Annotated in this window: 15 protein-coding genes; 10 read left to right on the top strand and 5 right to left on the bottom strand. The window is 44.1% G+C overall.

Translation table 11 applies throughout. The annotated features are described in order from the left end of the window. Positions 1-12: 12 nt before the first annotated feature. Positions 13-870, bottom strand: a complete 858-nt coding sequence (locus IMZ38_RS04300) for a M55 family metallopeptidase (RefSeq protein WP_227410817.1) — start codon at positions 868-870, stop codon at positions 13-15. An 80-nt stretch (positions 871-950) separates the two neighbouring features. Here IMZ38_RS04300 and IMZ38_RS04295 point away from each other — a divergent pair, with 80 nt between their 5' ends. Genes IMZ38_RS04295 through IMZ38_RS04280 form a run of 4 tightly spaced genes read left to right on the top strand, consistent with a single transcriptional unit; the run spans position 951 to position 3,829 of the window. Beyond that, positions 951-2,024: a transglutaminase-like domain-containing protein gene (locus IMZ38_RS04295; protein WP_193435685.1), complete on the top strand. Its 1,074-nt coding sequence runs from the start codon at positions 951-953 to the stop codon at positions 2,022-2,024. Between the two features lie 48 nt (positions 2,025-2,072). Next, entirely contained in the window at positions 2,073-2,615 is a 543-nt protein-coding gene (locus tag IMZ38_RS04290) for a macro domain-containing protein (protein ID WP_227410816.1), read from the top strand. Between the two features lie 10 nt (positions 2,616-2,625). Beyond that, positions 2,626-3,339 carry a ribose 5-phosphate isomerase A gene (gene rpiA / locus IMZ38_RS04285; RefSeq protein ID WP_193435683.1) on the top strand — a complete coding sequence of 238 codons (714 nt, stop codon included), beginning with the start codon at positions 2,626-2,628 and terminating at the stop codon, positions 3,337-3,339. 19 nt (positions 3,340-3,358) lie between these two features. After that, complete coding sequence (locus IMZ38_RS04280) at positions 3,359-3,829, top strand: metal-dependent hydrolase (RefSeq protein ID WP_227410953.1); 471 nt, start codon at positions 3,359-3,361, stop codon at positions 3,827-3,829. Here IMZ38_RS04280 and IMZ38_RS04275 read toward each other — a convergent pair. Beyond that, positions 3,812-5,500 carry a hypothetical protein gene (locus IMZ38_RS04275; protein ID WP_193435681.1) on the bottom strand — a complete coding sequence of 563 codons (1,689 nt, stop codon included), beginning with the start codon at positions 5,498-5,500 and terminating at the stop codon, positions 3,812-3,814. The two genes, IMZ38_RS04280 and IMZ38_RS04275, sit on opposite strands and share 18 nt — an antisense overlap. Before the next feature lie 109 nt (positions 5,501-5,609). Between IMZ38_RS04275 and IMZ38_RS04270 the strand changes: the two genes are divergently transcribed. The 6 genes from IMZ38_RS04270 (at position 5,610) to IMZ38_RS04245 (ending at position 10,189) form a co-directional block, all read left to right on the top strand. Then, a complete protein-coding gene (locus IMZ38_RS04270) occupies positions 5,610-6,566 on the top strand; it encodes an eIF2B alpha/beta/delta subunit family protein (protein ID WP_319637031.1) in 957 nt (318 codons plus the stop codon). After that, on the top strand, positions 6,563-7,564 hold the full coding sequence (locus IMZ38_RS04265; RefSeq protein WP_193435679.1) for a ribose 1,5-bisphosphate isomerase: 1,002 nt from the start codon (positions 6,563-6,565) through the stop codon (positions 7,562-7,564). The genes IMZ38_RS04270 and IMZ38_RS04265 overlap by 4 nt, the downstream gene beginning before the upstream one ends. A 6-nt stretch (positions 7,565-7,570) precedes the next feature. Further along, the gene (locus IMZ38_RS04260) at positions 7,571-7,903 is read left to right on the top strand and encodes a hypothetical protein (RefSeq protein WP_193435678.1); all 333 of its coding nucleotides are present in this window, start codon (positions 7,571-7,573) and stop codon (positions 7,901-7,903) included. A gap of 28 nt (positions 7,904-7,931) precedes the next feature. After that, positions 7,932-8,294 carry a metal-sulfur cluster assembly factor gene (locus tag IMZ38_RS04255; protein WP_193435677.1) on the top strand — a complete coding sequence of 121 codons (363 nt, stop codon included), beginning with the start codon at positions 7,932-7,934 and terminating at the stop codon, positions 8,292-8,294. Positions 8,295-8,364: 70 nt separating this feature from the next. Then, positions 8,365-9,747: a serine--tRNA ligase gene (gene serS / locus IMZ38_RS04250; RefSeq protein ID WP_193435676.1), complete on the top strand. Its 1,383-nt coding sequence runs from the start codon at positions 8,365-8,367 to the stop codon at positions 9,745-9,747. A 70-nt stretch (positions 9,748-9,817) separates the two neighbouring features. Beyond that, the gene (locus tag IMZ38_RS04245) at positions 9,818-10,189 is read left to right on the top strand and encodes a hypothetical protein (protein ID WP_193435675.1); all 372 of its coding nucleotides are present in this window, start codon (positions 9,818-9,820) and stop codon (positions 10,187-10,189) included. A gap of 173 nt (positions 10,190-10,362) precedes the next feature. Here IMZ38_RS04245 and IMZ38_RS04240 read toward each other — a convergent pair whose 3' ends face one another. Genes IMZ38_RS04240 through IMZ38_RS04230 form a run of 3 tightly spaced genes read right to left on the bottom strand, consistent with a single transcriptional unit; the run spans position 10,363 to position 12,183 of the window. Next, positions 10,363-11,265 carry a PfkB family carbohydrate kinase gene (locus IMZ38_RS04240; RefSeq protein ID WP_193435674.1) on the bottom strand — a complete coding sequence of 301 codons (903 nt, stop codon included), beginning with the start codon at positions 11,263-11,265 and terminating at the stop codon, positions 10,363-10,365. Continuing rightward, a complete protein-coding gene (locus tag IMZ38_RS04235; protein WP_193435673.1) occupies positions 11,222-11,512 on the bottom strand; it encodes a hypothetical protein in 291 nt (96 codons plus the stop codon). Before IMZ38_RS04235 ends, IMZ38_RS04240 begins: the two co-directional genes overlap by 44 nt. A 29-nt stretch (positions 11,513-11,541) precedes the next feature. Next, positions 11,542-12,183 carry an MBL fold metallo-hydrolase gene (locus IMZ38_RS04230; protein WP_193435672.1) on the bottom strand — a complete coding sequence of 214 codons (642 nt, stop codon included), beginning with the start codon at positions 12,181-12,183 and terminating at the stop codon, positions 11,542-11,544. Positions 12,184-12,185: the final 2 nt, after the last annotated feature.

The following is a 12,185-nucleotide window of genomic DNA, read 5'->3' as shown; positions in this document are numbered from 1 at the left end:
GTTTCGACTTCACTATTTAATACTGTTTTTTAAAGCGTCAACCCCATAGCCAACCATTGCTAATAGCTCAATCAATCCTATAAGTTCCCGAGCGTTTTCAGCAACGAACCTTACAGTGTAAGCATTCAATCGCTGGAACTTATCATATGATTCGACAACATCAGCTATTAAGGAGTCGCGGAAAACTGTTTCAACCACGTATGGTTTTCCCAAGCTTATCAACCCTATCTTCCCCTCGCTAAGCCTCTTAACAGCCTCGCGAACCCTGTGCCTCAGTTGATCAATAATGATTTCGATAGATGGGTTTATTGCAGAGTATCGTGAAACCCCTTTCTTCAAAGGCACGAAAACCGTGCCCGGAGAGAATGAGTTTACTTCAGCTTCTAAATACTCGTCCCCTGCAACAAGGGCTACCGGGACATTGTTCTCAGATGAGTAGAGCCCGTTCAAAAGGAATTCGCTTGCCCGAACCCCGTTTACTCTTATCTCGGAAAACGTTCTACCGCTCATGGTGTGATCTAGTATGCCGTGTACCGTTCCCGCGGCGGAGTGGTAGCCTATGAAGATTGATGCGTTAAAGGTTGAGTCAAGAGTTGTAACCATGCTCAACGGTCTAGGATATCCTTGTATGATTTTAGCATTTCCTTTAATTTCAGAGTAATCCAGGTTGGTCATTAATCCGTGGCTGTCAGCAACAATTATTTCTGAAAACCCATTATTAGAGAGTTCTTCAATAAGAGTGTTAACAATTTTAGTAGCCACTCTAACGGTTCTCTCGAACTGGGAACTCCATGGATTTAGCATAGTAAGAGACGATACTCCTGGAAGGCCCTCAACATCGAGGGATATGAAGGCTTTCATCAGGGTCATCCCTTTCTCGGTTTTATTCTCTGTTTGAAGACATATATATTTCCAGAATACTCCGCATTAAGATAGAGGGTGAGGTTTAAGTGGAGGTTTCGAAAATACTAGTGGCCGTACTTCTAGCTTGCTCTCTCTTCTTAGGGTTAAGCTACTACTCAATCCAACGCGCGTACGAGGATCTTGAAGAAAAATATGAGAATTTACTTAACGGATATCGTGAATTAGAGGTAAAGAACTCTGAACTGGTGAGCAATCTGAGCCTTCTTCAAATGGAGAATGAGTGGTTAAAGAGTAATTTAACCAGCATGGAATTGTATTATACCGCTATCATCACCATGTATCAATCATGGCTTGAAGGGAACTCTAGCGAGATCTCTGTTCTCATAGAAAAAATCACGTATTTGAGAACCAAGCTATCAGAGTATGCTAATGTTATAGGTATCCCTAACGGCCTCGAGTACTTGGAGGATTTGACTCAGCAGGAGAGAAATCTCTTCCTCCAGAAAGCGGTAAACAGCTTACCCCTTAATCTTAACTTCTCACAATACGTTGAAAAGTATGGGATACCTCTAGGTATACATGTGTACGTGTCTCTTACGACTTACTATCAGCCGGATCCGGTGTCGGCTAAGGAGTATTGGAAACTCCCAAACGAGACCTTGCAGGATCTGGGCGGTGACTGCGAAGACCTATCACTACTTACATACTCTATCCTCGTTAGAAGCGGTTACAATAACACATACCTTGTCGAGTGGCTTAGCGATGATGTAGGGCATGTGGCAGTGCTTACACGTATTATGGGAAGATGGTATTTGATCGATGTGGCAGGCAACTGGTTTAATGGATTAAAACTGTATGTTTACACGAAGATTCTAAAAGAGGGCACTACCTATGATTTGAAGCTCCCGCCCTTATCCCTACACCCAGATGTGAAAGACTGGTTGGTAAGGAACAATTATGCAACCATAGATGTTTCCTTACCCCCAGGACAGCGTGAGCTAGATGGAGTTGATTTAAAAACGCTTCTCCAAGAATGGGTTGCTTACTGGGTTAGGCTGGGAGAGAGCCCTGTTGAGTACAGGCTGGTCGGTTTAAACGTTTACTTGAAAACCGGATCGATTACACAATTAGCGAATTACTTAGAGAACCTGGGTAAGTAGTGGAATCGTTTTAAAATCCAACCGGCATAGATCAAGATGGTTTTCCCGATGAAGTGTTATAGGAAGGATCGTTTGATATTGTGTTTAACCATTGGCGATATAACAGGTTTCACAGGAGACGCTATCGTGAACCCGGCAAATACGCTTGGTTTAATGGGGGGTGGAGTGGCACTCGCCATCAAAAGAAAGGGCGGGGATGAAATCGAGAAAGAAGCGGTTGCACAAGCACCAATAGGGATTGGCGAGGCAGTTGTGACGAATGCTCACAGGCTGAAATGCAGGAAAATAATTCATGCTCCCACGGTGATTCAACCGGGAGGAAGGTCTAGCGTAGAATACGTGTTAAAGGCCGTGGAGGCATCCTTGAAGAAGGCTATCCAACTCGGTTTAAGAACTATTGCTTTCCCCTTAATGGGAGCGGGCACAGGGGGATTATCGGTCGAGGAATCCCTAAGCGCGATGCTTGGAGCGATGAAGTCCTATTCTAGTCAAGACCTGGAATTAACCATTTACTTTAGAAACCCGGAGGATTTTGAGAAAGGAGTAAGCATTGTGAGTAGGAATGGATTTGTAACAGTTAGCGAGGAGTAAGGTGTGAATCTTGGATGATCTAAGTTATCAGGCAAAAATTAATGCCGCGGTTAAAGCCTGCGAACTTATACAACTTAGCTTCAACGACGTTAGAATTGTTGGCCTAGGCACCGGGTCAACCGTTAAACACTTTATTAACGCCTGCGAAAACTTCCTTGAAAACAAGATCCTGGTACCCTCATCCTTCGACACGGCCCTCCACTTGAAAAACCTGGGGTTTAGTAAAATACTTGACCCTGTCACAGCCAGCGCCGTGGATGTGTACATTGATGGGGCTGACGAGGTTAGTGTGAAACTCGATATGGTTAAAGGGAGAGGCGGCGCCTTTCTAAGAGAGAAATCGATTGCCTTAAGAGCTAAGACAAGGATTTACGTTATTGATCAATCCAAGTTTACAGGGAAACCGTATCTCTACCTAAAACCAGTACCCATCGAAATAGTCCCTGTGGCTTTGCCAGTGGTCCTCGACTATATCAAATCCTTGGAGAACGTTGAAGCTGTTTTAAGAATGGATTCATCCAAAGACGGGCCTGTGGTAACTGATAATGGAAACTTTATTGTTGACTTAAAATTTACTTCTCCTATTCAAGAACCAGCTGTTATGCATGAAAGAATTAAGAGAATTCACGGGGTAGTGGAAACAGGGATATTTCCATCATTCCTTGTTGACTATGTAGTAGTAGGTTATCCTGATAAATCAATTCTACTTCAAAGGAGTGTTTAGGTAGATTTGTTTGAAGCGTGTGACGCATCTTTTCATGGGGGCTGCAATAGGTTTTCTCTACTGTCAATCACCTGCACTATGTGTATACTCCGTGGCGCCGAGCATCATGGGAGCCTATATCCCGGATTTTGATTTACACTATCGTCACCGTAAACTTTTACACAATCTTTTCTCAGCCCTTCTACTAACTCTTATAGCCTGGACAATGTTGAACCGGATTAACCTATGGATGATACCTGATCAAAGCGTTATATGGAAATCCTTCATGCTTGGATACCTGTCCCACTTGTTTCTCGATGCTTTAACCCCCAAGGGGGTTTTCTTATTATACCCGGTCAGCAACAAGTCCTTATCAGCTGGAATTTTCAAGAGCAATAGCTTTTTAGCTAACGCTCTACTTGTCCTCGCTTCAACGGTAATGATTTTATGGAGAGTATATGAATTAATAGGTGAAAAATTCCTCTCAACAGTACTAGGGCTTCTGCCTTGAGAAGATGGCTCTCCCCACAATAAGGGATAAACCGGCCGCTATTATAATAAGCCCAACCAGCCCTGTGGTTATGAAAATGTATGCCTGGTTTCTAAGCTCTTCCGCTCTTTTCAACTCCTCCTCAACCACTAAGATCCGGGTTGACAAGTTAGCGTTAACGGACTGACAAGTGCTTAATTCCTCCCTAAGATTCGTGAGTGTAGAGTTTAACTCGGTGACTCTTAGCTTTAGCTCATCGATGGTAGCGTTCAACCCTGAGATAACGCTGTTTTTCAAATTCAAGAGGTCTATGAGGATCCCGATGCTCGGATTGTAATTAGTGCTCATCATGAACAAGTAGTGTGCTAGGTTTGAGGCTTTGATACTTCCCGTATTCTGCCCAGCCAGGAGAGCCCTGGGAGTGTAGAAGACTAGTCCATTACCAACACCTTCCAGCTCGGGAGTGTTTACTACGAAGTATTGTTCAGCACCATTGTTGATGAGGGTGTAATTGATTCCTCCAACGCTAGAAAGATATTCGTAAAGATTGGTTAAATTACCTGTCACGTTGTAAACCCCTGGCATGAGCCTGACGCCCGGCGGACTAATTGAGGGCTCACCAATTATTTGAAACGGGTTAAGTAGAATGATTAACGCGGAAGGTTTCCTAGCTGAGAACCCGCTGATCATCCTTGCCACGGAGTTGCACACCATGGTTCTCAACTCCGTAGAGTTTAATTGACCACTCATTTTTTCAGCCAGCGTGAAGTATGGGTGATAGATTAAGTGTACGTGTAGATTGCTTCTAGATAACGTTGTGTTAAGGACCTTTTCGAATGCCGTGAGAGATTCGTTAAACCACCATTTCAATGCTTCACCGTCTAGTCTATCGCTAAACCATTCTTGGTAAAGGAACCATAAGGGTAAAGTACCTGTAACCTCGCCTAGAGGTGTTGAAAGCCACCCTGCTGACGAGATTGTTCCAGGGAAGAATATTGTGATATGCGTGTCATTTTTACTCAGCAAGTAGAATTTAACATAGTAATCTCCCGGTTCAACCCCGATTGTCTGATTAACGCTAACCCTTACCTCATTCGATGCTTTCGCAGACTGAGTTATCGAGAGGGTTATGTTGTAAGAATCAAGAAGAATTTTCACCTTCTCGTTCTCAACGATTACTCTCAGCGATGTGTTGAGCTCAACCCATTCAATACTCTCATTAACACCGACAATAGCAATGAATGGCTTCAGCGTTCTCACCATGGCGTTGTACAATGGGTTTAACGCGTTGGAGTGGTTTGAAGGATTAATCATTGGAATATTAATAAGGCTGACATTGCCCCATGTAGCGTTCAGCCAATCCTGGTCAACCATTTCAACCCACGGGTGTGGAACCCCTTGAAACAGAACGTGAGACTCGTTAAACGGGATTTTATCATACGTGTATATTTCACCCGTAAGTATGCCGTACATGAACAAGATGTAATCGTAAGGAGGGGTTGGGTTTAATTCAGCCACCCCGTAATCGGTAGTGTTTAGAAGAGTTGCAACGTATGATGCATCATCCATCGACATACCCGGCAAATACATTACGAGGAGTTCATCCAGGTCGTTTCCATGTGTAAATAATGGAGTAGTCAGCAATGTGATGAATACAGCTAATATGAGTGTTCTGCCTAAACCCTTCAGCATCCTATCCACCATGTTAAACATGTTATTTCGGGCTTAGCTTAAAAGTATACCACATGTTGTAAAGCTTTAAATAATGTTGAAATAGTATTGATCTTAAACCTAGCTTGCGGTGAGCTTCTTGGAGAGGGAACTTATCAAGCATGGATTTAAACAACGTTACACAGGATCCGAGATAGTTTTCGCAACGCTTGACGCGTTGAAAGAGTATTCGGTTTCTAGCGACGAGAAATCTTTTGCGAAACATCTTTTAAACACTTACGAGAAAATTATTGCGGAAAGGCCTGCCTCTGCGGGAGTACTCAACATTCTTAGAGTAGTAATCGAGTCCTTCTTAAAAACCGGGTTACAAACCATTCCGAATCTAATAACGGATTTGAAATCCGGTTATGAGAAAGCTCTGTGGGCTGCTGCCGAGGTCGCTTGCAAAAGAGTTTCCAAAGGAGACGTATTGATGACCAGTAGCAATAGTCTAGCTGTTAGAAGATTCTTCGCCAAGCTTAGAGAGGAAAATATCGAGGTAGAAGTATACGTTCCTGAGTCGAGGCCGGGTCTTGAAGGTTTATTGCTGGCGGAATATTTAGAAGAGTTAGGCTTCAATGTGAACCTTATTGTTGATTCCGCAATGAGATATTTCATGAAGAACGTGGATAAGGTTTTCCTGGGAGCTGAGGCCGTTGCTGCTAATGGAGCTGTGGTAAGTAAGGCCGGGTCTAGCCTGATGGCTCTCGCCGCCAAGGAGGCTAGGGTGAGAGTCTACGTGATAGCTCCGCTCCTTAAATTCAGTTTTGAGTCAGTCTACGGGGAAATGATAAAACTCCCTGAGGGAGGATGGGAGCTCTTAATGGATGATGAAACAAGAAATATGTTACCGGTGAACTATGCTGCAAGAGCCCCATTATACGATGTGACCCCGCCCGAGTACATAGATGCTATCGCCACGGAATACGGGATTTTCTCTCCTCAAGCCATCCCCATTTTACTGAAGGAGATATACGGCTCATACCCGCCGAGCATCTCGCCCCTGCCAAAACTTGTTAAACAGCTCGAAGAGGTGTATCATATATGACGGAGCAGGGGATTCCTCCAAAAGTTCTCGAAATAGCGGAAGGAATCAAAACTATGCGGATAAGAGGCGCGGGGAAGATCGCCCGGGCCGCAGCAGAGGCGTTGAAAATTGCGGCACTGGAATACGGCGGCGTCAAAGAGGTTGCTCCTTTCAAGAGATATATGGGAAAAGTGGCTGACTTACTAATAGCTACCCGACCAACCGCGGTGAGCCTTCCGAACGCTGTGATGTATGTTTTAAGCTCTTTACACAGGGCTAATCCTGGAACATTTGAGGATGCCGTGAACACAGTAGTGCTCACTGCCGAAAAATTCATTGAAGAAAGCATCAACGCTGTGAAGGTTATAAGTGAAACCGCCGCGAGAAGAATAAGAGAAAATTCAATCATCCTTACCCACTGCCACAGCTCTGTTGCTGTTAGCGCGATCACTGAGGCCTACAAGCTGGGAAGAGTAGTGAAAGTATACAGCACTGAAACCCGTCCCTTCTACCAAGGCAGGATAACCGCTAAGCAGTTGCTTGAAAATGGAGTGCCAGTCGTCCAGATACCGGATAGCGCTGTAAGATACGTGATGCACGAAGTCGACCACGTGGTCATAGGTGCAGACACCGTGGCAAGCAACGGAGCCGTTGTAAACAAGATTGGGACAAGCCAGGTAGCGCTCGCGGCTAAGGAAGCAAGGGTGAGGGTTTACGTCGTGGCCGAAACCTACAAGTTCTCTCCCACTACATTGATTGGGGAACCCGTTCCAATAGAATTCAGGGATCCAACCGAGGTAGTCCCCGATTCATGGCTTCAAAAACATCCCAGGATTAAGGTATTGAATCCTTCATTCGATGTAACGCCTCCGGAATACATTGATGCTATAATAACTGAGATAGGGGTGATACCTCCGCAAGCAGCAATACTCGTGCTTATGGAGAGATTAGGTTGGGCTTTAGATAAGATTAAACAGGGTGGATTAACAAAGATTAAGTTTGAAGACTACACGGAGTAGAGGTTTATGGAGAAAGATATTGAAAAATTGAAAAAGGAAATAATTAGTCTAATAGATGAGTCCACGCTTCCAGTAATTAAGGAAGCTTTCTATTCAAACCCTGATGTTGAAGCCGTTATGGAGAAACTCTACGAACAGTGGGAGAGCAATAATCACGCCGGAATCCCCCTGGATTACGCCACGTACGAGGAGTTGTTACTGCTTCATAAAGTGGCAAAAAAGGTTGTAAACTCTCCTCACGAGGAGTTGTCTAGAAGTAGGATGAGAAGAGCTATGGGATTGCCGGAGAAAACAGAGGAGAAGAAGAGCGGTTGGAAGAGATTATTTAAAAAAGCGTGAGCCAATAACTCTGTTATAGGGATGTCAATTGGAAAACCAGGATTTGAAAGAGAAAATAATCAAGGTCCTAGAAACAATTATGGACCCTGAAATAGGCATAGACATCTATAACCTAGGATTGATTTACAATATTGAAATAGTCGATGAGAAAAAGGTTAAAATAGACATGGGTTTAACTACGATGTTCTGCCCATTAGCAACAACCCTCCCGCTCATGGTTATTGATCAGCTGAAGGAGGTGTTAAACATGGATGCCGACATAAACATAGTATACGAACCGGCTTGGACGCCCTTGAGAATGACTCCTAAAGGAAGAGAGATGTTCAAGGAGAAATTCGGCTACGACATTGTAGAACAGTATGAGAAAACACTTAACCCCCGCCAGGAGTGAGCACGGCAAATTTCCTTTTAAATATTCGAACAATCATTTATGATATATAAGCTATTAGAAGGTGGGAGAATTGTCGTGGAGTATTTTAACATTACTTCGTGAAAACCCTGAGATGCTGAAGGAGCATGTGAGAAAACGATTCATGGATGAATCTATCGTGGACGAGGCTTTCAGGCTTGACCAGGAATGGAGAAAACTCTTAACCGAGGTACAAGAACTCAGGCATAAGCACAACGTAATAAGCAGGGAAGTTTCTAAAGCCCCGGCCGAGTTAAAAGAGGAATTGCTTAAACAGGCTAAACAGCTGTTGAGCCAGCTGGAAGTATTTGAGGCAAAGCTCAGGGAGCTGGAAGCCCTGAGGGAGGATGCTTTGAGAAGGCTTCCAAACACTGTACACGAGAGCGTTCCCATAGGTCCTGACGACTCATACAACGTCCCGATAAGGTTTTGGGGTAGGCCAAAAGTATGGAGAGAATATGTTGAACAGTTTAAGCAACAGACGGAGAAGTATGGTTTTAAAGTTGACTACGTCGAGATAGATTGGAAACCGGTTGGGCATGCCGACATGCTGGAGAATGTGTTAAAGCTGGGCGATACATTAAAAGCAGGAGAGGTTGCTGGAAGCAGGTTCTACTACTTGTTCAACGATATAGTGTTTCTGGACCTAGCCCTTCTAATGTACGCTATAGACTACTTGACTAGCAAGGGATACACCCTAGTTCTACCCCCGTATATGCTACGCCACGAGGTCATGTCCGGCGTAATAGATTTAGCAACATTTAAAGATGCGATCTATAAGATAGAAGGGGAAGACTTATATTTGATTGCTACAGCAGAACACTCCCTTGCCGCACTCCACTACAATGAGGATTTAGAGGAAGAAGCCCTACCATTGAAATATGCCGGGATAAGCCCGTGTTTTAGGAAGGAGGCTGGAGCGGGAAGCCGGGATTTAAAAGGGATATTCAGAGTGCACCAGTTCCATAAGATAGAGCAGTATGTCTACGCTAAACCCGAGGAGAGCTGGGATTTAATGGAGGAGCTCATAGGGAATGCGGAGGAGTTGTTCAAGGGTTTAGAGCTCCCCTATAGAATCGTGAATATTGCAAGCGGGGATTTAGGAGCACCAGCCGCAAAGAAGTATGACCTGGAGACCTGGATGCCTGCGCAGGGATTGTTCAGAGAAATGGTGAGCTGTAGCAACACCACTGATTGGCAGTCCTATAGGTTGAGGACAAGGCTCATAAGGCGGAAAGGAATGGTTAAAGAATATGTTCACACACTTAACAGTACCGCAATCGCCAGTACTAGAACCATCACAGCCATACTTGAGAATCACCAGCAGGAAGACGGGACAGTTTACATACCAAGGGTTCTGAGGAAATACCTAGAAGTCTTCAAAGCCGCTCCAAAAGACTATCTGCACCCTGTTAAGAAGGAGAATGTTAAATAATCTTTTAAATTTCCTCTCACCCTATGGTTTAAAACATTGATCATGTTGGATTCTGAAAAAGGGTGCTTAAATGGAGCAGGAGTTACCAGAGGTTACCAAGGTCATAGTTGAGGTTTTCCTGGACTTCAGCGAGGAGAGCGATAAAGCATTGAAAACTCTTCTCACAGTTGCTGAGGAACTGCTGGACCAGCACATATGGGTTGACGTAATACCACACCATGTCTGGTTTTCAGACCCGCTCGAAGCAGAAGCAATGGATCTCCCCAGGATTGTTATCAATGGAAAGATAAGATTCATAGGGAGAGCACCGGAGAAAAACGAGGTTAAGTCAGCAATAATGGAGAGGATAGGAGCACCAGCCGTGAAAAGCGAGGATGTGGAGTTAGAGAGCATCAGGTTTTTCGACGGGGGTTTTAAAGAGGTAGCCTTCGTCTCGACATGAAAAATTATTCTCCTACTATTTGAAAGTTTATAAGGGATTTTTAACAAATTTTAAATTGCAGAGCCGCCCACCACCGTGGGATGCGAAAAATCCGTAAGATTTCAGCGCGTAGTGGTTAGAAATATTTGGCAAACAGTATTTTTGAAATCTCAACAGAATAAGTAAACAATGAATCATAACATATCTTTAGCCGAACTTTGAACAGTGTTTTCAACCAGGTGGTTGGCGGCGATGAAGCCTTTTTTCACCAACCACTTCTCAGTGGCCACAATGCTCTTAAAAATAGATTCAACAATATCGTTTGTTACTAGATAGTAGTATGTTAAGGAACCCAAGAAGAAATCGCCTGCTCCCGTAGTATCCGGGTACGATTCCCCAACATGATGTATTTCCTCAATGTTTCCAGCATAAATGAGAAGAATGTTGAAAGGACCATTCGTCACTATTACAATCTGATCTTTCAAAACACTCTGAAGCTTGAGAGATAAATTTTTTGTATTCTCCTCACCTGTTAACGCCCTTGCCTCCTCAACATCCATGTGAATAAGCTGCAGCATTTTCACAGATTCAAACACCTGCTTGTCCGGAGACAATAGTATTGAATGGTTTTTCCTTAATCTCAAGAATCCTTGAATATCCCCTACGAGAATTGTTGACCTGTTCGATAACTGCTTTAAAAAGCTAGGGAGGATTTCCCTGTAGACAGGGTTCACTATGCTGACGCACAAGTCTTCGCTCATGTTCCAGTTGTACAGAGGTGGGGCTTCCTGTAAGAGAGCCAAAGTTCTCGAGCCTTTTCCATAGTATCTTATATGGAAAACATTATACCTGGTGGAGTATTGTAAAGGAATAACGTGCTTATACACGGGGTGATTTATGATCGGGTGAGATACTGTGGAGTAGACTTTTAATTTAAAGCCTCTCGCAATTAGAGGTAGGCTAGTGTAGTATACGCCTCCACCATAGCTCCATCTTATTCCCCGATCATCCTCAATAATATCCAGCGTCGGGTTACCATATATGCATATTTCCTCAGTCAGACCTTGCTTCACCCATTCTCTTACGTATTTCCTCAAGCTTGCTGGAGAGTCCCCTACTGTGGAAATTCTTTATATGCTCTATTAAGTCGTCCATAGAGAAGAATAAGGATATCTCGCCCTTTACTTCTGTATGAGCTTCGCTCTTGCCCAGGCATGTGGAGTTAGCGTTTAAACAAATCGGGCAGGCTATGAGTCCTGTTACTTTATCTCTGCACGTGGTTAGGACTATTCCATTTCCCTCCAATCTAATGGCTTCCCATTTAGGCTCCCAAGTATATGCCAATTACTTCACCACTTTACAAACAGATTAAGTCATCCATACTTGGGCAGTAGTACTGATTTCTCATAGCTCTCTAGAGTGAAAGATCTTGAATCAAGCCTAACAATGTTGAAGCCTCTAACGTGCTTCAAGAACTCGTCAACAGGTTTTATCGGCAGGTTCAATCCTTTAACCCAGTAATGTATTGGTAAAATATTCCGCGGCTCTACCGACTCAGCGACCTCCCAGGCTTCATGAGGCTCAATAGTGTAAAACCCGCCTACCGGTATTATCAGTAAGTCAACTCCTCTGAGCTTCGATACAACCTCGGAGGAGGGTTTATCGCCTAAATCACCCATGTGAGAAACCCTCCTGCCTTCCACATCAACCATGTAAATAGTGTTTCTACCCCTTCTCTTCCCCCCGGCTTTATCGTGAAATGATTCAAACCCTTTTACGTGTACATTATCCACCACAGCCTCGCCCACGAATTCCTTGAAGACGCGGGTCTTGTCTTTCTTGACAACTTCTACCGCGTTGTGATCGAAATGCTCGTGGCTCACGAGAACAAGGTCAGCCTTAACATTCGGCTTCTCCAACCCAATACTTCCACCGTCATGAGGATCGAATACTATCGTATAGCCGTTGCTCAACTCGAGGGATACGCAAGCATGCCCATGCCACGTGACTTTCATAT

Origin of the sequence: Thermosphaera aggregans (assembly GCF_014962245.1) — an archaeon.
Taxonomy (GTDB): Archaea; Thermoproteota; Thermoprotei_A; order Sulfolobales; family Desulfurococcaceae; genus Thermosphaera; species Thermosphaera chiliense.
This window is presented reverse-complemented; position numbering and strand designations above follow the sequence as displayed.

Coding starts and splice junctions, on each gene's coding strand:
- IMZ38_RS04300 (WP_227410817.1), bottom strand. CDS start 870: ATGACCCTGATGAAAGCCTTCATATCCCTCGATGTTGAGGGCCTTCCA.
- IMZ38_RS04290 (WP_227410816.1), top strand. CDS start 2,073: ATGAAGTGTTATAGGAAGGATCGTTTGATATTGTGTTTAACCATTGGC.
- IMZ38_RS04275 (WP_193435681.1), bottom strand. CDS start 5,500: ATGCTGAAGGGTTTAGGCAGAACACTCATATTAGCTGTATTCATCACA.
- IMZ38_RS04265 (WP_193435679.1), top strand. CDS start 6,563: ATGACGGAGCAGGGGATTCCTCCAAAAGTTCTCGAAATAGCGGAAGGA.
- IMZ38_RS04260 (WP_193435678.1), top strand. CDS start 7,571: ATGGAGAAAGATATTGAAAAATTGAAAAAGGAAATAATTAGTCTAATA.
- IMZ38_RS04245 (WP_193435675.1), top strand. CDS start 9,818: ATGGAGCAGGAGTTACCAGAGGTTACCAAGGTCATAGTTGAGGTTTTC.
- IMZ38_RS04230 (WP_193435672.1), bottom strand. CDS start 12,183: ATGAAAGTCACGTGGCATGGGCATGCTTGCGTATCCCTCGAGTTGAGC.